Here is a 20135-nt window from a genome sequence, read left to right on the forward strand (position 1 = left end):
TCAGACGAGTGACGGCTAGGGTGTTCCCGGTCTCTCATGCTCAAGCCTTACGTTCATCTCATGCGCCGGCCCGGTGCTGGCGCCTTCTTCGCCGCCGGGATCCTCGGGCGTATGCCGATCTCGATGGTCGGCCTCGGCATCGTCATCCTGATCGCCCGCGAGAGCGGTTCGTACGGTCTGGCCGGCGCGGTCTCCGGGGTGGCCGTCATCGCCGGTGCGCTGACCGGTCCGGTCCAGGGGCGGCTCGTCGACCGGTTCGGTCAGCGGGCACTGGTACTGATCGGCTCGACGGCCTGCACCGTGGCTCTGGCCGCGTTGCTCGTCGCGGTGCGTGCCGACGCGGCCGACTGGGCGTTGTATGTGCTGTCGTTCGTTGCCGGAGGCGCCCGTCCCCAGGTCGGCACGTTCGCCCGCGCCCGCTGGACGCATCTGCTCGGCCGCGGTCGTGCACTGCAGACAGCCTTCGCACTCGAGGCGGTCGGCGATGAGGTCGTCTTCATCGTCGGCCCGGTCCTGGTCACCGCCCTAGCGACGCAAGTCAGCCCGTACGCCGCATTGTCAGCAGCCGGCGTACTCGGCCTGGCCGGCGGCTTCTGGCTCGCGTCGCTGCGCGCTTCCGATCCGCCCGGACGCGGCAAGTCGGACGGGTCAGAGCAGGCACCCCTCCCCTGGCTCTCGATCACGCTGCTCAGCCTGATCGGTCTCGGCCTCGGTGCGACCCTTGGCGGCGCCGAGGTGATCACGGTGGCGTTCACGACCGAGAAGGGTCAGGCCGGTCTGGCCGGCGTCGTACTCGCGGTCTGGGCGTTCGGCAGCCTGCTGGCCGGACTCTGGTACGGCTCGGTCCACTGGCGCGCTCCGGTCGAACGGCGGCTGCTGTTGGGCACGATCGCGCTCGCCATCACGCTGGCGCCACTCCCCTGGGTCAACAGCGTGCTGATGCTCGGTGTCGTGCTGTTCGGCTGCGGGATGACGATCGCTCCGACGATGGTCGCGGTCACCGCCTGTGTCGAGGAATGGGTCCCGCCCGAGCGGCTGACCGAGGCGATCACCTGGACCGTCACCGGCATCCTGCTCGGTGTTGCCCCGGGCAACGCGGCGGCCGGACATGCTGTCGACGTCTGGGGGCCGTCGGATGCCTACTGGGTGCCGTTCCTGGTCGGCATCGCGTGCGCGATCGTCGCCGCGATCTCGATCACCTTCGCCCGGCCGAAAGAGCGGTTCGCTCACAACTAGGCTTGTATCTCCTCTTACGGGAGATGTGAGGGTGTAGGGCATGGACCACTCGATCGGTGCGGTGGCGCGGCTCGCCGGGGTGTCGGTGAAGACCGTGCGGCACTACTCCGACCTCGGCCTGCTGACGTCACGTCGTACGGCGTCCGGCCATCGACGGTACGACGCGACTGCGGTCGCTCGGCTGGAGCTGATCCGCACGTTGCGCGCTCTGGGGCTCGATCTGGAGACGGTGCGGACCGTGCTGGAGCGGGAGCGGATGCTGGCCGACGTACTCGCGGCTCACGCCGACGCACTCGCCGTGCAGATCCGAGCGCTACAGGCGCAGCACGCCGTCGTATCAGTGGTCGCTCATCATCACTCGACTCCCGAGGAGCTCACCGACATGACTGCACAGTTCGAGCAAGCGCGCCGAACGCTGATCGCCGATTTCCTGGCCGACGCCCTCGGCGACGACCCTGTTCTCGCCGCGGTCCGTCAGAACCTCACGCCCGTACTCCCTTCGGACGCCGAGCCGCGACAGCTCGAGGCCTGGTTGGAGCTCGCCGCGCTGGTCTCCGAGGACGACTTCCGAACCTCGGTACGCCGGATGGCCGCGGGCTACCGCGTTCTGGCCGGGGACGACCTGTTGTGGGCGAACCCGGAGTTGCGGGGCCGGCTGATCGAATTGCGTCGTACTGCTGATCCGCGGTGGGAGCGGTATCTGGAATTGCTTGCCGTGGTCAACGGATGGGCGCCGCCGTCACGAGTTGCGGGGTAGCGGCGCGTTCCAGCCGCGGCGGATCGCGATCAGCCGGATCGTGAAGCAGGTCGCCGCGGCGGCGATCGGGACCCAGAGGGCGTGGTACTCGAGGGCCGACGCGACGACCACGATGCCGGCGCCGAGCAGGGCCGGGGTGGCGTAGATCTCGGAGCGGAGCACGACCGGGACGCGGCCACTAAGGACGTCGCGGATCACCCCGCCGCCGATGCCGGACAGGGTCCCGAGCAGCGCGGCCGAGAACGGGGACAGGCCGAACTCGATCGCCTTCAGCGCGCCGGTCACGCAGAACAGCGCGAGGCCGGCCGCGTCGAAGATGTTCACCAGTCGCTCGACCCGGCCGATCCCCGGATGCAGGAAGAACGTCAGCAGCCCGGCCACGATCGGGACGACCAGATAACGCCAGTCGCGAAGCGCGGCCGGCGGGGTCTGGCCGATCAGCACGTCCCGGATGAACCCACCGCCGAGGCCGGTGACCAGCGCCAGCACCTGGATCCCGAACACGTCCAGCTTCTTCCGTACGCCGACCAGCGCCCCGGTGATCCCGAACACGAAGATCCCGACGAGATCGAGCAACTGCAGCACCATGGCTCGACGCTAAACCACGAGCGCCACGGTTCCGTCCCTTCTATCGTTGATGGACATGAGCCGCGCGCCCGACGTCGACTACTCCGCCACGTCCCAGCGACCCGACTGGAGTTCGCTGCCGACGGCTCTCCACGACGCGCTGGCCGTTGCCCTGGGCACCCAGATCGCGGCCGTGTCCCGTCCAGTCAGCTCGGGCTTCACCGGAGGGTTCGCGGCGCGTGTCCAGTTGTCCGATGGTCGCAATGTCTTCATCAAGGCCGCGCCGGACACAACCCACGACTTCGAGGCGTACCAGCGTGAGGCCGAGGTCGTCCCTCGACTCCCGAACGCGGTGCGCGCCCCGGCGATCATCACCACCGCACACACCGGCGACTGGTTCGCTGTCGTCTCCGAGTGGGTCGACGGGCGGATGCCAGGCAGTCCTTGGACCGGCGAGGACTTCGCGCGGGTGACCGCCGCTTGTGAGGAGATGGCGGTGGCACTGCGGCCGAGCCCGTTGGACGGATTGCGGATGTTCGGCGAGCTGGTGGGTGACGACCTCACCGTGCCGCAGCGGATCCTGACAGGCGACCTGCCGCTGCCCAGCGGTTTGCAGGAGTGGTCGCCTCGGGTGTTGCCTGAGGTCGCCGAGTTGGCGGCCGCAGGTCCGGAGGTCCTGGTCGGCGATACCGCGACCCACTCCGACCTTCGCCCGGACAATCTGCTCATCGACCCGCACGGTGCCTGCTGGACGGTCGACTGGAACTGGCTGACGCTCGGCCCGCGGTGGGTGGACTGGGTCGGTTTGCTCCCGCTTGCGCAGTACCACGGCATCGACACGTTCGCCGCGATCACGAGCAGCCCGCTGACGGCCGACGTACCCAAGGATGACCTCGACGTCTTCATGGCGGTCATCACGGCGTACATGATGAAGAACACCGACGCCCCGCCTCCGCCTGGTTGTACGCCGGCTCTCCGCGAGCACCAGCGGCTGACGGCCTGGACGTTCCTCGACTGGCTCGCCGTACGCCGTGGGTGGTGAACGCCTACTGTTGATGCATGGGTAAAGGGCCGACCACCAGGTTCAAGGTTGAGGTGCTCGATGGTGACCGGACGTCCCGGCGGGAGGATGTCGTCACCACCGAGGAGCCGCTGGAGTTGCGGCTGGAGTGGCCGGGACGACCGCCCGAGCCGCTGGTCGTCACCATGCGTACCCCTGGCGCGGACTTCGAGCTCGCGGCCGGCTTCTGCCTCGGCGAAGGGTTCGCCGTCCGCCCGGACGCGATCCGGACCGTTGCCTACTGCACCGATGTCGCCCTGACCCGCGAGCAGCAGTTCAACACCGTCACGGTCACCTTCGACGGTCCCCCCGACCGCGAACCACCCCAGCGGTACGGCGTTACGTCGGCCGCCTGTGGTGTCTGCGGCCAGCAGAGTCTCGACGAGCTCGTCGATCGCGCGTACGCCCCGGTCGATCCGGTCGAGGTCCCGGTCGACGTCGTACGCCAGCTGCCCGATCTGCTCCGCGAAGCCCAGCCGATGTTCAACCGCACCGGCGGCCTGCACGCGGCCGGTCTGTTCACCGCCGACGGCCGCAAGATCGTCGTGAAAGAGGACGTCGGCCGGCACAACGCGGTGGACAAGGTCGTCGGCTGGACCGTTCTCAACCAGCACAGCCGCAAGGGTCTCGTGCTCGCGGTCAGCGGCCGCGCCGGCTACGAAATCATCCAGAAGGCCGCCGCCGCCGGCATCGGCATGATCGTGGCAGTAGGCGCCCCCTCCAGCCTCGCCGTCGAACTAGCCCGCCAGTTCAACATCACCGTCGCCGGCTTCACCCGAGGCCAACGCTGCGTCGTCTACTCAGCCCCGGAGCGCATCACGCGTCCAGCTTGATGAAGGTTGCTTTGGGGACGTATTCGTAGCGGTCGGGCATGCAGGTCAGGATGATGACCTGGCCGTGGTCGCCGGCGCGGCCCAGGAGGGCGCCCATGTCGCGGAGGCGGGCCTTGTCGGACCAGCCGAGGGCGTCGTCGAAGATGACCGGCACGCTGCCCTCGCCGGTGCTGACCAGGTGGCTGATGGCCAGCCGGGTGATGATCGCCAACTGCTCCTGAGCACCCGTCGACAACGCCTCGACCGGCAGCCGTATGCCGTCCAGCTCGCGCTCCGCGACGGCCAGATCGTCGTCCAGCCAGACCCGGAACGAGGGCCCGTACACACTGCGTCCGAGCGACTCGATCCGGCTCTGCAGCGGTTCGGAGTACTTCGTCTGCGCCTCGGCCCGATGCCGGCTCAACGTCTCGTGCACCCGCCGCGCCGCCTCGGCCCGTCGCTGCAGGCTGTCGTGCTCCGTGCGTACGGCGGCCAACTCCAGGTCGGCCACGTCCCGCCGGGTCGCCAGCCCGTCCCGCCCGGACTGCTCCAGCCGGCCTTCCGTCGTACGCAACGCATCGCGCAACGTGTCCCGCTCACCCTGCAGCCGCGTCGCGACCGCCAGCGCGTGCGTCAGCTCGCCCGCGACCTGATCGGCCCCGGCCTCGTCCGCCTGCTCTTGTACGGCGGTCAGCTCCTCGAGCACAGCCTCGACCTCAGACGTTGCCTCGGTCTCAGCCGTCGCCACCCCGGCGTCGTCGAGCAACGCCCGCGCGGCCTCGAGCGACTCGACCGCGGCGGCCAGCCGCTCACCCGCTAGCTCCGATCGGGCCCGCGCGTTCTGGGCCTCGGACCGATCCTCGTCGGCCGCTTTCCGCGCCTGCGCCGCCGCGAACTCCGCGTCGGCCAGCAACCGCTCGACCTCGGCCAGCCCGTCCCGGGCCTCCTCGAGCGCCCGCTGCGCACCGGCAAGATCGCCCTCTTCCGGCTCGGGCACCTCGAAGTCGTCGAACAGCGTGTCATGCGGTGAAGCGAACTCCTCGAACAACGACATCTGCCCCGGAACGCCTTCAACCGCGGGCTTCCCTGTTTCCTCGTCCTCGTCGTCGGGGCCCAGCCGCGCGGTGAGTACGGCGATCCGCTCCCCCGGATCACCCCCGGCGGTCAGCGACTTCTCCGTCCGGCGGGCCTCGTTCAGCTCGGCGGTCGCCGTGTCCGCCTTCCGCAGCAACTCACGTGCGGCCGCGACATCCTTCACGCCGGCCCGCTTCAGCAGATCCTTCTCACGTCGTACTGCGTCGTCGACCCGCGACCGCAGCGTCGCCGCCTCACCGCCGGCCCGCACAGTCACCTCAAGCTGACCGGGTACGCCGATCCTCAGCTCACCCGAGACCAGCACATCCGTCGCTTCGTCGAAGCCCAGCTCCGACGGCACGAGTCCGTCCAGCCCGGTCCCCGACAACTCGACCGGCTCCGCGCCAAGACGCCGTACCGACACCTCAGGTACGCCGGCCGCGAGCGCCGCGCGGGCCTCGACCACCGCCGCCCGCGCATCTTCCAGCGCCGCCACCATCGCGTCGTCGACCTTGATCCGGTCCAGGATCGTCCCGGCCGCCGCGATCCGCGCGCGTACGTCGACCAGCTCGGTCTGCTGCCCAATCAACCGATCGAGCTCGGCACGATCCACCAGATCCGAGACGCGCCGCTCGGCCGCCTGCACGTCAGTACGGCGAAGGTCCTTGAGCTCCACGACCTCGGTCAGCGCCGTCTCCGCCGCCTGCACCGTCTCGGCCGCGGTCTTGGCGACCAGCTCGGCATCGGTACGACGGACCGCCAGCTCGGCCTCGATCTTGGTGAAGCGCTCGACCTCGTCCAGGATCCGCTCGCGATCGAGCCGGGTCCGGGTGTGGTTCTCCAGCCGGGCCCGCGCGGTCTCGGCCCGCGAGCGGACCGAGTCGCGGCGGAGCAGGATCTCGTCGGTCGCCTTCTTGCGCTCGCGCAGCTCCTCGACCGACTTCAGGTGATCGGACAACCGAGTGTCGACATCGGACAGGTCGAGGTTGAGCCGCTCGGCCCGGCGGATGTCGGACTGGACCTCTTCCATCGCCTGCAACGCCTGCGCCGCGGCCAATTCGGCCGACGACACCGTCTTCGCGGACCTCGCGTAGTCCCCGGTCGGTTTGCCACGCGGCGTCCAGTACCGCAGGTACTCGTGCTCGACCGCGGTCACCAATGGCATCGACGCACCGTCGACAGGAGTCCCGGACTCGGCGGTCACGGCGGTGATCAACGGCTCCGCGTCGGCTGGCGTTGGCAGCACCAACGATTGCCCCTGGCTGACCATCAAGGTCTGCCACAGCACCGGGTCGACGTTCTGGTGGAACAGCCGCTCGGCCTCGTTGTGCGCCTCGCGACCGGTCCAGGACTGCCGCCGGCCGTCAGGCTGGACGATGGTCAGCTCGGTGGACCGGTCCTTCAGCCAGCGCTTGGTGTACGTCAGCTCGAGACCGCCGAGGCTCAGCTCGGCGGTAACCTCCGGGCCGACGTCCTGGCCGACCGGCTGGATGTCGCGGATCCGGGTCGACTTCGAGTCGTCGGGCAGATCGAAGACCAGCCCGAACGCCTCGACCAGGCTGGACTTCCCGACCTCGTTGTCGCCCACGACGACCGTGGTGCCGAGCGCGCGGAACCGGACAATGCGGTCCTTGACGCCACGGAAGTCCCGTAGCGCCAAGCTGTGTAATCTCATCCCGCGTCCCGCGCCAATCGGTGCATCAACGACAACGCTGCACCCGCATCCTCATCGCCACCGGCCAGCGCCTGCCGAAGCTCTTCCATCGCAGCGCGGGCCGGTCCGCTCAGCTGCAGCGACTCGAGGTCGGCCGCATCCGGAGCGGGTCGCACAGTCCAGAACTTGGCCCACCGCTCGACACTCGCGAACACCTCGCCCTGCGCGTCGATCATCGCGTCCAGCCGGCTCAGCAACGGCAGCGCCAACGAGCCGTCACCAGCCAGTCGCACGTACGTCCGCTCTTTGTCCGGCAACTCCGCGAACCAATCCTCGAGCGCCTGGATCGACTCCTCGTCGAACAGCTCGACCCGGTGATCGACCATGTGCCACGCGCCGACCCGCACCGGCTCGACGTCGATGCCGTTGGAGCCGATCGTCACCTTGAGCACGTTCCCCGGCGCGTCCTCCTCGGGCGACGTGACCTCCTGCGTCCCGGAGAACCAGATCCGGTCGGTCACCTTCGTCGTCGAGTGCCGGTCGCCAAGTCCGACGTACTGCAACCGACCGTCCGCGACCGCGGCCTCGAGCGCGGTCTGATCGATCGTCGGTACGTCGGACATGCCGCCGGACAGACTCGTCAGCTGACCGTGCGCGAGCAGGATCCGGATCATCCCGGGATCGGCCGTGAGGTCGGCGTATCCGGGCGCGGCCGGATCCGACAGCGGCCGGCGCGAACGCCAGGGTGCGCCGACGATCTCGACGCCCGGCATGATCTGGAAAGGCGTCGTTTCGGTCAGCACCGTCACGTGTTCCGGTGCATGCGCCTGCCATTGGCTCGAGGTCCACAGCGAGCCGGGCTCGAGCGCGTCGTGGTTGCCGGGCAGCAGGACGACGGGAACCGGGATCCGCTTGAGCGCTTCACAAGCACGCAGGATCGTCTGCCGCTCGACCTGGTTGTGCTCGAAGACGTCCCCGGTGACGACCACGAACGCCGCCCCGGTCCGCTCCGCGACCTCGCCGATCCGTGCGACAGCATCCAGCCGCGCCTGACCCCACCGGGCCTGGCCGTCCGGCCCCAGGAACCGGCGCATCATCCCCAGCTGCCAGTCCGAGCTGTGCAGAAACGTGATCGACTCGTCCATTGCGGAATGAACGCTAACCCGCGCCGCCGACAACCGCCCAACCCAACACACACAATCGCCCCACACCGCCCACACTCCGGACAGTTTCCGGGGCTCTACAGGGTGTCAGTCCGGGAAGTCGGCGCTCCGGGAAAGGCTCTCCCAACCGGCGAGCTCGCTCTGCGCACCGGCGTACACACCCTGCAGCGCCTCGACCGCGTCCGAGCCGAGCGGCAGACGCAGCGGGGGCTCGGGGCTCGCGACCGCGGTCAGGATGGCTTGCGCGGCGCGGACCGGGTCGCCGGGCTGGGTGCCGTTCCCGTTGGAGAGTGCGTCGCGGACGGCGCCGACGGGGCCCTCGTACACGGAGCTGATCTCGGCGACATGTGGTGCGCTCGGCTCGTTGAACGACGTACGGAACGCACCCGGCTCGGCGATCAGCACTCGGATCCCAAACGGCTTGGTCTCGACTGCGAGCGCCTCCGACCAACCTTCCAGCGCGAACTTCGTCCCGCTGTACGCACTGATCCCCGCGAACGCGAACCGCCCACCCTGACTGCTCAACTGGACGATGGTCCCGCTCTTCCGCTCCCGCATCCCCGGCAGCACCGCTTTGGTTAACGCAACCGGCCCGAAGAAGTGCAACTCCATCAACCCACGCAGTTCCTCGTCGGTTGTCTCCTCCGCCGCGCCCACCATGCCGCGGCCCGCGTTGTTGACCAGTACGTCGATCGGTCCGACCTGCTCGACCACCTCAGGAATCGCAGCGCTGTCCGTCACGTCGAGCTTCACCACCGACAACCGCTCGTGCTGGAGGTCCATCGCCTCCGGTCGCCGGACGGCCGCGACGACGGTGTGCCCTGCCGCCAGCGCCTCCTCCGTCAACGCCCGCCCGAACCCCGCATTGGCACCAGTAATCAACCAGACCTGAGACATGCGAACAGCCTACGATCCAAAGGTGCACGCGTACCTGGAGACCGAGCGGCTGACGCTTCGCCGCTTTACGCCGGCTGATGTCGAGCTGCTGGTCGAGCTCGACTCCGACCCCGAGGTGATGCGGTTCCTGACCGGTCAGCCGACACCGCGGGACGAGATCGAGAACGTCGTACTGCCGGAGATCCTGAAGGTGTACGCCGAGCATCCGCAACTGGGGACGTTCAAAGCTGAATCAGCAGCAGGTTTCGTCGGATGGTTCGGCCTGCAGCCGACCGCCGACCCCAAGGTTGCCGGCGTCGGCTACCGGCTGCTCAAGGCCGCGTGGGGCAAGGGATATGCGACCGAGGGGACGAAGGCGCTGATCGCTCACGCCTTCAGCCTTGGCATGGAGCAGGTGGTGGCAGACACGATGGCCGTCAACCATCGCTCGCGGGCAGTGATGCGGCGTTCCGGCCTGCGCTTCCTGAAGATCTACCACGAGTACTTCGACGACCCGCTGCCAGGAACGGAGTTCGGCGAGGTGCTGTACGGCGTCGATCGCGCGACCTGGGAAGCTGGTCGGCATGGATGACGATCGACCGTACGCCGTACTCGATATCGACGCGACGTTGTCGGACACCAGTCAGCGGATCCACTTCATCGAGCGGAAGCCGAAGGACTGGGACTCGTTCTTCACGCACGCCAAGGAGGACGCCGTACTGCCGGAAGGCCTGGCGGTCGCGACCACGCTGGCGGCCGAGCATGTGATCGTCTACCTGACCGGGCGGCCGGAGCGGATCCGGCGGGACACGGAGAAGTGGCTGAAGGACAACGGCTTCCCGGACGGCAAGGTGTACATGCGCGGCAACACCGACCGCCGCCCGTCGATGCTGATGAAGCTCGGCCGGCTGAAACGTCTCGCCGAGCAACGCCCGATCGCCGTCCTGGTCGACGACGACGTCAAGGTGATCGCCGCCGCCGAGAAGGCCGGCTACACGGTGATGAGGGCCGACTGGGGACTCGATGCCGAGTCCCAGCCGACCCTCTTCGACGCTCAGGAATCCGAAGGACGGACCTGAGTACTTACTTGCTCAGCCCGAGGATCAGCGTGTTCGGGTACGGCGGGTACTGCGGCAGGTAGAAGTTCTGCACCTTCGACCCGTGCAGGAACGCGTTCCGCGCGTAGATCAGCGGCACGACCGGTGCGTCGGCCATGATCTGCTTGTCCAGCGCACCCCACAGCCCGGCCGCCTTGGTCCGGTCGGACTCGGCCGTCGCCGCGGCGATCGCCTTGTCCACCGCCGGGTTGGAGTAGCGGGAGATGTTGTACCCGCCGTTGCCGATCTCCGACGTCCCGAACAGCGGCTGGATGTTGCCGATCGCGGACGGGAAGTCCGGCAGCCAGCTCGACACGGTCAGGTCGAAGTCCGGCTTGTTCCCGGTGATCAGGTCGGACAGCGGCTCGCTGTCCAGCGGCTTGATCGTGACCGTGATCCCGGCCCGCTTCAGGCCCTGCTGGATCGCCTGCGCCACGCCGAGACCGGTCGTGTTGTCGGCGGCCAGCACCAGGTTGAGGTTGGCGGCGCCGGCGGCCGCGAGCATCTGCTTGGCCTTGTCCGGGTCACCCGCCGGCGGCGCCGGGAACAGGTCGAACTTGCTGAAGCCGTCGATACCCGGCGTGATCAGGGTGGTGGCGAGCTCACCGCCGAACTCCGGACCGCCCTCGGCGACCTGGACGGCCTGCTTGTCGACGGCGTACTGGATCGCCTTGCGGACCTCGGGCTTGGCGAGCGCGGGGCGCTGCGTGTTCATCGCGAGGTACATCAGCGCGCCGGACGTCGACGTTGCCACCCGGGCCTTCACCGCGGGGTTGCCGGTGACGGTCGGGATCAGCGCGGCCGGGACCGACGTCCCGGTGGTGGCGGCGAACTGGTCGTCGCCGGCGTCAGCGATCAGCCGCTGGTTGACCACGTCGGGCTGCAGGCCCATGTCGGTCACGATCGAGTCCGGCAGGCCGGTGCGGGCCGGGTCGGTCGACTTGTCCCAGTTCGGGTTCCGGGTCAGCACGAGCTTCGAGCCCGGCGTGTACGACTGGACCTGGTACGGGCCGCTGGCCATCGGCTTCTCGCCGTAGTGCGCCGGGTCGGTGTCGGCCTTCTTCGGCACCGGCGAGAAGGCCGGCATGCTGACGATCCACGGCCAGTCGCCGTACGGCTTGTTCAGCTTGAAGATGATCGTGGTGTCGTCCGGCGTCTGGATCGAGGCCAGGTCGCCACCCTTGTACGGGCCTTGGTACTTGTCGCCGCCGACCAGCAGCGACTTGTGGTAGCCCAGACCGCCGGACAGTTCCGGAGCGAACGACCGCTCGACGCCGTACTTGATGTCAGCGGCAACGATCGGCGACCCGTCGGAGTACTTCAGGCCTGACTTCAGCTTGTAGGTCCAGGTCTTGCCGCCGTCGCTGACCTGACCGGTGTCGGTGGCCAGGTCCGGAACCAGCTCGGTCGGCTTGCTCGGGTCGGTCTTCCACGAGGTCAGTCCGCGCAGCACCAGGTGGATGCCGCTGATGCCCAGGTTCTGGCTCTTGGCCGGGTCGTAGCTGACTTCCTTGGCGGTACTGAGGAAGTGGAGGGTTCCGCCCTGCTCTGCGGCCGCGGTGCTGCCACTACCCGCCGTGGACTTGTCGTTGGCGTTGCAGGCGGCCGCCGCCAGCGCCAGCACGGCCGCTAACGCGACCGCTCGCGATATGCGTTTCATTGTTTCCTCTCAGAGGTGGGGGGCTCAGGGAAGTAGCAGGCGGCCCGGTGTTCGGTCGAACCTTGGACGGGCTCGAGCACCGGTCGTTCGGTCGCGCAGACGTCCTCAGCCTTGTAGCACCGGGTCCGGAAGGGGCATCCGGACGGTGGGTTGATCGGCGTCGGGACATCGCCCGTCAGCACGATGCGATCACGGGAGACGCCCGGCTCGGGCACCGGTACGGCGGACAGCAAAGCCTTCGTGTACGGGTGCGCCGGCGCCTCGTACACCTGCGCGGCGGGACCCTCTTCGACAATCGTGCCGAGGTACATGACGGCGATCCGGTCGGCGACCTGACGGACGACGGCCAGGTCGTGGGCAACGAGCACGTACGACAGGCCGAGTTCGTCGCGCAGGTCGGCGAGCAAGTTCAGCACCTGGGCCTGGACCGAGACGTCGAGCGCGGACACCGGCTCATCACAGACCAGCAGACCGGGCTTCATCGCCAACGCCCGGGCGATCCCGATCCGCTGCCGCTGCCCGCCGGAGAACTCGTGCGGATACCGCTCCAGGTGCTGTTCGGCGAGCCCGACCTGCTCCAGCAGTTCGACGAGCTGAGCCCTGGTCGGGCGGATCCCTTGCGCGCGGTACGGCGTACTGAGGATCGTGCCCACCGACTGCCGTGGGTTCAGGGACGCCTGCGGGTCCTGGAAGACCATCTGGATCTGGCGGCGGATCGGCCGGAGCCGGCGACCGCGCAGCCTGGTGACATCCGTGCCGCCGATCTCGACCCGGCCTTGTGTCGGGTCGAGGAGCCGGGTGGCGACCCGGGCGAGCGTCGACTTCCCGGATCCGGACTCGCCGACCAGGCCGACCGTCTCGCCCTTGCGGACGACCAGGTTGACCCCGTCGACCGCGCGGACCGATTGCGCCTTGCGCCACGGTGCACCGCGAAGTCCGAAGTACTTCTTCACGTCCTTGAGGTTCAGCAGCTCGTCAGACATCCGACGGCCTCCGCCCCAGGTGGCACGCCGCTTCGTGGTCGCCCTCGCCGGGGCGCGGCGTGAGCTCGGGCCGCTCGGTGATGCAGCGCTCGCCGACCCGGTCGGTGTAGGCGCAGCGCGGCTGGAACGCGCAGCCGGTCGTGATCGACCCCGGCGTCGGCGGGCTGCCCGGAATCGTGGTCAGCCGCAGCTTCGGCGGTACGTCGACCCGCGGCATCGCGCCGAGCAACCCCAGGCTGTACGGGTGGGCGGCCCGGTAGAACAGGTCGCGGACCGTACCGCGTTCGGCCGCACGTCCGGCGTACATCACCAGGACGTCGTCCGCGACCTCGGCGACCACACCGAGGTCGTGCGAGATCAGGACCATCGCCGTACCGAACTCCGCCTGGACGTCCTCCAGCAGCTGCATGATCTGCGCCTGCACGGTGACGTCGAGTGCGGTCGTCGGCTCGTCCGCGATCAGCACTCTCGGGTCGTTCACCAACGCCATAGCAATCACGACCCGCTGCCGCATTCCCCCGGAGAACTCGTGCGGGTAGCCGTCCGCCCGGCGGGCCGCGTCCGGGATGCCGACCTTGTCGAGCATCTCGATCGCCCGCTGATGGGCCTTCTTCTTCGAGACGTCGTGGTGCAGGCGGTACGCCTCGGCGACCTGCCAGCCGACGCTGTAGTACGGGTTCAGCGCGGACAGCGCGTCCTGGAAGACCATTGCGATGTCGTTGCCGCGGATCTTGCGGAGCTCGTCGTTCGGCAGGCCGATCAGCTCCCGGCCGTCGAGCAGCACCTCGCCGGTCACGTCGGCGTTCGAGGGCAGCAAGCCCATCACCGCGGCCGAACTGACGCTCTTGCCGGACCCGGATTCGCCGACGATCGCGAGCGTCTCCCCCGGCGCGACGGCGAAGTCGATGCCGTCGACGGCGGGGACCAGACCGCCCTCGGTGCTGAACGTGACGTGCAGGTCGTGCACCTCAAGGACTGGCTCAGCCATGGCTCACCCTCGGGTCGAGCACACCGTGCACTACGTCCACCACCAAGTTCGCGAGGATGATCAGGAAGGCCGAGAACAGCGTCACGCCGACGACCACGGCCACGTCGAGCTGACCGACCGCGCTGATCAGCAGGTCGCCGAGGCCCTGCATGCTGAAGACCTTCTCGGTCAGGATGGCACCACCGAGCAGACCGCCGAGGTCGAGGCCGAACAGCGTGATCACCGGCACGAGCACACCACGCAGGCCGTGCGTCACGACCACCCGCAGCTCACCGGCGCCCTTCGCCCGGGCCGTGGTGATGTAGTCGAGATTCAGCTCCTCGAGCATCTGCGACCGGGTCAGCCGGATGTACGACGCCGCTTGCAGGATCGCGAGCACGATCCACGGTGTGATCAGATGCCAGGCCCAGTCGACCGGACTCTCGGTCAGCGGAACGTAGCCGTTGACCGGGACCATGTTGAGCCAGAACCCGAACACCAGGATCGCCAGCAGACCGAGCAGGAACGACGGCGTCGACACCCCGAGCAACGCCACCCCGACAGCCAGCCGATCCAGGATCCGGCCGCGGTTAAGGGCCGCGATCACGCCGAGCGACACGCCGAGGAGCAGCCACAATACGGCGGCGCCGAGCGCGATCGAAGCGGTGATCGGCAGGCGGTCCATGATCAGCGTGGTCACCGGGCGAGCGAGCGGGAACGAGTACCCGAAGCAGGGGGCGTTGCAGTGCACGGCCGCCGCACCGTCACCGAACGTACGGCCGGCGACGATGCCCTTCAAGAAGTTCAGGTACTGCTGCAACGTGCTCTGGTCGAGCTGCATGAAGTGACGGGCCTGCTCTAGGCGGTCCGGCGTACACGGCTTGCCACAGGCCAGGTGGGCCGGGTCGGCAGGGATCGCGTAGAAGACCAGGTAGACGGCGAGGCTCAGTGCGAGCATCACGATCAGGGCCGCGAACAGCCGCCGGACGATGAACCAGACGAGGTCGGGCATCAGCTCGTCCTCCGCAACCGGACGTCGAACGCATCTCGTACGCCGTCACCGAGGAGCGTGAAGCCGAGCACGGCGAGGAACAGCATCGCGCCGGGGAACAGCAGGAACCACGGGTCCGCGCCGGTGTAGACCCAGGCGATCGAGTCCGAGATCGACCGCCCGAGACTCGGTGTCGGTGGTGGTACGCCGACGCCGAGGAACGACAGTGCCGCCTCCGCACCGACGTACCCCGGAATGGCCAGTGTGGCGATCACCAGGACCGGGCCGAGGAGGTTCGGCAGGAGCTCGCGGGTGATCACCATCCAGCTGCTCGAGCCGACGCTGCGCGCGGCCTCGACGAACTCGCGGGTGACCAATGAGCGGGCCTGGTTGCGGATCAGCCGGGCCAGACCGGCCCAGCCGAAGACGCTGAGGACGCCGATCAGCAACAGCGGGCGGGACACCTTCGCCGGGACGATGATGCCGAGGGCAATCATGAAGACGAGCTGCGGGAACCCGAACAGGAAGTCCAGCAGCCGGGACACGATCGCGTCGTACCAGCCACCGAAGTACGCCGCGCTGATGCCCAGCAGGGTGCCGATCACGGTGGTGATCACGGTGACCGTGATCGCGATCACCAGCGACGTCCGCAGGCCGAGGACCACGATCGAGAACAGGTCCCGGCCGGTCAGCGGCTCGACGCCAAACCAGTGGGTGCCGCTCGCCCCACCGAGCGCACCGCGGGGCGCGTTCCCGCGAGCGGGATCGAGCAGGTCGATGTGGTACGTCGTCGCGTCCTGCCCGGCGAGCCGCACCAGAAGGGGCGCGGCGGCCGCGATCACGATCAGCAACACGACCACGATCACACCGACCCGCGCACTGCGGTCACGCCGTACCCGGCGCAACGCCTGCCGGGTAGGTGAAACGGTCCCGGCGACCGAGGAACTCACAAGCACTCCCGACTGGTTTGATTCTTACAGCCGACAAAACCTAGGCCGCATCCTCCCACCACCTGGTACTCATCTCGAATCCCGAGAATCTCGAGTCGGTAACTGTGAATTCGGATAGCTGCTGTCGGGTGGTTACGCTCCGCTGGTGGACGACATGGTGCGGGTCGGCGACCGGATAGTTCTCTACAGCGTCTTCGGCGACGAGGACGGGATGCCGGCACTCTCGTTCAGCGGTACGCCTTCGACCCGCTGGAAGCGGCCGGACGCCTTGGCAGCCATCGAGTCGTCCGGTCTGCGAGTGGCTACTCCGGACCGCCCCGGCTACGGCGGATCGACCCGTCAGCCAGGACGCACTGTGGCGTCGGTGGTCGAGGATGCCGTCGCGGTGGCCGATGCGCTGGGTTGGGACAGATTTGCCGTCACGGGCGGCTCCGGCGGTGGGCCGCACGCGTTGGCGTGTGCGGCGCTGTTGCCGGACCGGGTGACGAGGTGCGCGGTGATCGGGAGCAATTCGCCCCCTCTGGTGGACGGGCCGGAGCCGACCGAGGAGGAGGAACGGGAGGACCCGCGGCGTAACCGGACCTCTTGGCGTGCGGTGCACGGGGACCTCCGGCCCGGGTTCGAGGAGACGGCCCGGACGATCATGGCCGCGATCGAGGCGGGTGGCGCGGAGATCCCACCTCAGCCGGGGGCCGAGCCGGGTCCGCCTGCTCGGGAGGACCCCGCGGCGATGGCTCGGGTGACAGCCACCTTCGTCACCAGCCACGACGGCTGGCTGGACGACCACGTGGCCTTCGCTACGCCCTGGGGCTTCGAGCTCGGCGACATCCGGGTCCCGGTCAGCCTCTGGCACGGCTCGGCCGACGAACGCGCCGGCAAGTACGTCGACTTCCTGGCCGCCGAGATCCCTCACGCGGAACGCAAGTACTACGTGGGCGGCCACATCCCGCCGGAAAATGCGTTCCGCGAACTACTGCGCTGGCTGACACTGTCCTGATGGACGTCGCACGCCAACTAGTACTGGAGCTGTACCCGGACGCCCGAGCCGCCTGGCTCGGCGGCAGCGTGGCCCGCGGCGACGCGAGTACTACGTCCGACCTGGACATCACTGTGCTGCTGGACGGTGCTCCGGCGCCGATGCGGAAGTCGCTGGAGTACGGCGGCTGGCCGGTCGAGCTGTTCGTCCACACCGAGAAGTCGCTGCGCCATTTCGCCGACAAGGACCAGGAGCGCCGCCAGCCGACCATGATGCGACTCGTCGGCGAGTCCGTCGTACTGCTGGACACAGACGGGTGCGGGGCGCGGTTGCAGCAGTCGTTCTTGGCAGAGGTGGCCGCTGGGCCTAAACCACTCTCGACGGATGAGCTCGATCTGCTGCGCTACACGATCACCAACCTCCTGGACGACCTGGCTGACGCCTCCGGCGATGAACGCACCGCCATCGCTTCCGTCCTCTGGCAAGACGCCGCTCGCCTGTTACTGACCGGCGCCCGCCACTGGTCCGGAACCGGCAAGGGTCTGCTGCGTGAGGTGGTCGCGTACGACCGCGCGCACGGCACTGAGCACGCTGCGGCCTTGATGGACGGCGTACGCGCGGAGGACGACAGCCTGATCGTTGCCGTAGACCACATCCTCGCCGCCCACGGCGGGCGCCTGTTCGCCGGCTTCGAGCTAGCCGCCCCACCCGAGGCCCGCTGACGGGATTGGTCGGTCGGCCCGGCTTTGATCCGACGTGGGTCTAGTCCGGTGAGGGCGGCGGCACTCGGTGGGTGCCGGTGGGGTCGACGTGAAAGCGGAACCCGTGAGGCGTGCTCCATGCCAGCGTCTTGTCGTCGACACGTTGCACATTCCAGCCGTGGGCGTGGGTCTTCACCCGGTGGGGGTAACGTCCCAACGGCGCGAGATTGCTGGTCGAGGTCTGACCCGGTGGACCGAGAGGGTCGTAGGGGCGCAGGTGGTCCAGGTCCATGGAGCGGCGGGTTTCTTGGGTGCCGAACGGGAAGACCTCGACGGGGTGGGTGAGCTTGACGCGTTCACGGATCCGGTCGGGGATCTCGTAGGCGTCCACACTCACCGCATCGTTCAGATCAATAACTGGCTTCACGGTGTACGGGCCGTACCCGACCAACTCGGCGAGCTGCTCGGCAAGCATCGGACCCAGCGCCTCGACCCGCAGGACACCGCTCCCGGTCGCGAGGGTGAGATCGGTGAGGTGCACATAGACCTCAGTCTGCCCCGGCCGCACCCGCACACCACCACTACCGCCGGAGTCGGAGTGGGGTTGGTTGGTATAGGCATCGTGTTTGATCCGGGCCAGGCGGGCGCGCAGGGCTCGCTCGGCGGCGGGGTCCATGGGCCGGCCGTCGTCGGGTTCGATGTGCAGGAACGGACCGGACGGTCCAGCCGACTCCGACTCCGACGCCGACTCCGGCTCCGAGGGCTCCTGCTCAGACTCGGGCTCCGCGTCTGTGGCGTCGGGTCTGGCGGCATCGGTGCTGCGGGGGTGGGGATCGTCCGGGTGGATCTCGTCCTCCGGGCGTAGCTCATCCGAGCTGTCCGGCCAATCGTCCAGCAGGTCCTCATCCTCATCACTCCACCGGGCTCGGACCGCAGCCGTGGTCGGGTCCGGCGTACCTGAGCGGCCCGGCACATCCGGGTCGGGCCTCGTCGCGTCCGGGGTGTCGGCGGGGTCTGGCTGTGGGTTGATGAGGCGGTGGGCGCGGGCTTGGGTGAGAAGTTCTTCGGTGAAGCGGGCATCGGCGATGATGCCGACTGCCTCCGCGCGGCGGGTCTGGATGCTGCGGGTGTCGCCGAAGATCTTCAACGCCTCCGCGATCGCGGCCAGCGTCGCGTCGTTGCGGGCCACCGCACCCGCCGCGGCCTTGATGAACATGGTCTTGGTGCCATGCTCGTTCGACTGGCCGATGAAAACGCCCCGCTCGCGCGCCTTCTCGGCGGCCTCGGCGCGGGCCTGGTCGGTATCGACGTGCATCCTCGCGGCTTTGATGATCTTCTCCAACCGGGCCGGGGTGATCGAGTCCACCAGCCCGGCTACTCGCCTGTCGACGCGGGCGGCTGCCTCCGCGGAGAGTTTCTTGCAGTCGGCGACGATCCGGCAGGCCTTCCAGGGAGTCGCCTCACCAGACAGGACCCGGGCCCACAGGAAGGGGAATCGGTGCCGCAGCGCCAGCGCCTGGCCGAGGTAGTCGGCTGCGACCCGGGGCGAGATGCCCAGCATGACGCCGAATTCGGCGATGGCGAACTCGAGGATCTCTGGGCAGCCGTCGCCGCCGAGTACGACCGTGCGCTCGCGGCCGTCGCAGGTACGGCGGCCGGGGCGGCGGCCGGGGCGGCGGCCGGCGCGGTCGGGGTGGGCGGAGGGGTGGTAGCGGTCGGCGTAGGACAGGGCGTGTTGGAGGAGCCGGGCCTCGGCGCGGTGGGACAGGGCGCGGAGTTCGGCGGCCGACTCCAGCAGGTCGGCCGTCGGCAACGCATCCAAATCATCCTCGAACATGTGTTCGAGATTACTCCGCGGCCGAGCCGCAGGCAAATCGAACAGAGCCGGAAACCCCTTATCCACAAGGGGAAACCTCACCCCGCACAAGCACGACCAAACAGGTATACACCAGCGAAGTAGAGAGAGATCATCACTCCACGTCGGTTAGCTGCCAGTCACGGCGTTTGGGAAGCAAGCGCACGCCGACCAGGGAAGTCAGAGCGCCAACGAGGACGCCGGGGATGATCCAGCGCCAGCCGGTGAAGAGGCTGGTCGAGGCCGTGGCGACCGCCTGAGTGGGCGCAGGTGTTGTGACGGGTTCGGCTGCGCCGGAATAGCCGTCGTCGAGCGTGGGGCCGCCGTCGAACTTGGCGTCGAGGAGTTTGAACGAGTCGAGCAACCCACGCAGCCGCGCAGGGTCGGTGGGAAGGTGCCAGGTGATTTTCGACGGTGTGGTTCCGTTGAACTCCTGCGTGGAGATCCACGGGCCGCCGGGCGCGTCCGGATAGATGATGTCGATCCGCCACACGGTCATGTCGTGGATCAGCCACGTGGCCCGGACGAATCTGCCGGCTTCGTGTGCAGGATCGGCGGTGTCGCCCTTCGGCGCGGTTTGGACCAGCTCCTGCAGGTCGTAGTACCGCTGGTCGTCGTATCCGACGGCGGTCACGTGTGGCGGCGAGCTGAGCAGGACGCTGGTCGGACCGCCCGCGTGCGCTGGGACGGCGGTGAAGGCGAACAGTGTGGCAACCAGTGCTGCGACCAGTGCGAGGGTACGGCGGACCATGGCAG

General features: G+C 68.6%; 19 protein-coding genes. 8 read left to right on the plus strand and 11 right to left on the minus strand.

The window, feature by feature from the left end; genetic code table 11:
• Positions 1-60: 60 nt before the first annotated feature.
• Positions 61-1236, plus strand: coding sequence for an MFS transporter (locus EV650_RS08910; RefSeq protein ID WP_238174090.1), 1176 nt, complete (start codon positions 61-63; stop codon positions 1234-1236).
• 40 nt (positions 1237-1276) lie between these two features.
• Positions 1277-1993 (plus strand): MerR family transcriptional regulator, encoded by a 717-nt coding sequence (locus tag EV650_RS08915; protein WP_134117179.1) that lies wholly within the window; start codon positions 1277-1279, stop codon positions 1991-1993.
• Here the strand turns inward: EV650_RS08915 and EV650_RS08920 are convergent.
• Positions 1976-2581 (minus strand): trimeric intracellular cation channel family protein, encoded by a 606-nt coding sequence (locus tag EV650_RS08920; protein WP_134117181.1) that lies wholly within the window; start codon positions 2579-2581, stop codon positions 1976-1978. The genes EV650_RS08915 and EV650_RS08920 overlap by 18 nt on opposite strands.
• Before the next feature lie 55 nt (positions 2582-2636).
• On the opposite strand from EV650_RS08920, the gene EV650_RS08925 reads away from it, so the two are divergent.
• Positions 2637-3602 carry a phosphotransferase family protein gene (locus EV650_RS08925; RefSeq protein WP_134117183.1) on the plus strand — a complete coding sequence of 322 codons (966 nt, stop codon included), beginning with the start codon at positions 2637-2639 and terminating at the stop codon, positions 3600-3602.
• A gap of 17 nt (positions 3603-3619) precedes the next feature.
• Positions 3620-4453, plus strand: coding sequence for a formate dehydrogenase accessory sulfurtransferase FdhD (fdhD, locus tag EV650_RS08930; RefSeq protein ID WP_134117185.1), 834 nt, complete (start codon positions 3620-3622; stop codon positions 4451-4453).
• On the opposite strand, the gene EV650_RS08935 is transcribed toward fdhD, so the two are convergent.
• From EV650_RS08935 to EV650_RS08945, 3 genes are all read right to left on the minus strand, one after another.
• Entirely contained in the window at positions 4437-7181 is a 2745-nt protein-coding gene (locus EV650_RS08935) for an AAA family ATPase (RefSeq protein ID WP_134117187.1), read from the minus strand. The two genes, fdhD and EV650_RS08935, sit on opposite strands and share 17 nt — an antisense overlap.
• On the minus strand, positions 7178-8305 hold the full coding sequence (locus tag EV650_RS08940) for a metallophosphoesterase family protein (RefSeq protein ID WP_134117189.1): 1128 nt from the start codon (positions 8303-8305) through the stop codon (positions 7178-7180). Before EV650_RS08940 ends, EV650_RS08935 begins: the two co-directional genes overlap by 4 nt.
• A 105-nt stretch (positions 8306-8410) precedes the next feature.
• Positions 8411-9220, minus strand: a complete 810-nt coding sequence (locus tag EV650_RS08945) for an SDR family NAD(P)-dependent oxidoreductase (RefSeq protein WP_134117191.1) — start codon at positions 9218-9220, stop codon at positions 8411-8413.
• Positions 9221-9242: 22 nt separating this feature from the next.
• Here EV650_RS08945 and EV650_RS08950 point away from each other — a divergent pair, with 22 nt between their 5' ends.
• Together EV650_RS08950 and EV650_RS08955 are read left to right on the plus strand one after the other, a co-directional pair.
• Positions 9243-9791 carry a GNAT family N-acetyltransferase gene (locus EV650_RS08950; protein ID WP_238174091.1) on the plus strand — a complete coding sequence of 183 codons (549 nt, stop codon included), beginning with the start codon at positions 9243-9245 and terminating at the stop codon, positions 9789-9791.
• On the plus strand, positions 9784-10278 hold the full coding sequence (locus tag EV650_RS08955) for a phosphatase domain-containing protein (RefSeq protein WP_202874437.1): 495 nt from the start codon (positions 9784-9786) through the stop codon (positions 10276-10278). The genes EV650_RS08950 and EV650_RS08955 overlap by 8 nt, the downstream gene beginning before the upstream one ends.
• Positions 10279-10282: 4 nt before the next feature.
• Here EV650_RS08955 and EV650_RS08960 read toward each other — a convergent pair whose 3' ends face one another.
• Genes EV650_RS08960 through EV650_RS08980 form a run of 5 tightly spaced genes read right to left on the minus strand, consistent with a single transcriptional unit; the run spans position 10283 to position 15847 of the window.
• Positions 10283-11956, minus strand: a complete 1674-nt coding sequence (locus EV650_RS08960) for an ABC transporter substrate-binding protein (RefSeq protein ID WP_134117197.1) — start codon at positions 11954-11956, stop codon at positions 10283-10285.
• Entirely contained in the window at positions 11953-12939 is a 987-nt protein-coding gene (locus EV650_RS08965) for an ABC transporter ATP-binding protein (protein WP_134117199.1), read from the minus strand. Before EV650_RS08965 ends, EV650_RS08960 begins: the two co-directional genes overlap by 4 nt.
• Positions 12932-13927, minus strand: a complete 996-nt coding sequence (locus EV650_RS08970) for an ABC transporter ATP-binding protein (RefSeq protein WP_134117201.1) — start codon at positions 13925-13927, stop codon at positions 12932-12934. Before EV650_RS08970 ends, EV650_RS08965 begins: the two co-directional genes overlap by 8 nt.
• On the minus strand, positions 13920-14918 hold the full coding sequence (locus EV650_RS08975) for an ABC transporter permease (RefSeq protein WP_134117203.1): 999 nt from the start codon (positions 14916-14918) through the stop codon (positions 13920-13922). Before EV650_RS08975 ends, EV650_RS08970 begins: the two co-directional genes overlap by 8 nt.
• Positions 14918-15847 (minus strand): ABC transporter permease, encoded by a 930-nt coding sequence (locus EV650_RS08980; RefSeq protein WP_134117205.1) that lies wholly within the window; start codon positions 15845-15847, stop codon positions 14918-14920. Before EV650_RS08980 ends, EV650_RS08975 begins: the two co-directional genes overlap by 1 nt.
• A 154-nt stretch (positions 15848-16001) precedes the next feature.
• On the opposite strand from EV650_RS08980, the gene EV650_RS08985 reads away from it, so the two are divergent.
• Both EV650_RS08985 and EV650_RS08990 read left to right on the plus strand, forming a co-directional pair.
• Positions 16002-16844: an alpha/beta hydrolase gene (locus EV650_RS08985; RefSeq protein ID WP_134119970.1), complete on the plus strand. Its 843-nt coding sequence runs from the start codon at positions 16002-16004 to the stop codon at positions 16842-16844.
• Positions 16844-17545, plus strand: a complete 702-nt coding sequence (locus tag EV650_RS08990; RefSeq protein WP_134117207.1) for a nucleotidyltransferase domain-containing protein — start codon at positions 16844-16846, stop codon at positions 17543-17545. Before EV650_RS08985 ends, EV650_RS08990 begins: the two co-directional genes overlap by 1 nt.
• Before the next feature lie 40 nt (positions 17546-17585).
• Here the strand turns inward: EV650_RS08990 and EV650_RS08995 are convergent, their stop codons facing one another.
• Together EV650_RS08995 and EV650_RS09000 are read right to left on the minus strand one after the other, a co-directional pair.
• Entirely contained in the window at positions 17586-19361 is a 1776-nt protein-coding gene (locus tag EV650_RS08995; protein WP_134117209.1) for a hypothetical protein, read from the minus strand.
• Positions 19362-19494: 133 nt separating this feature from the next.
• Entirely contained in the window at positions 19495-20130 is a 636-nt protein-coding gene (locus EV650_RS09000; protein WP_134117211.1) for a hypothetical protein, read from the minus strand.
• Positions 20131-20135: the final 5 nt, after the last annotated feature.

It is taken from the genome of Kribbella kalugense, assembly GCF_004365875.1.
In the GTDB taxonomy this organism is placed as follows: domain Bacteria; phylum Actinomycetota; class Actinomycetes; order Propionibacteriales; family Kribbellaceae; genus Kribbella; species Kribbella kalugense.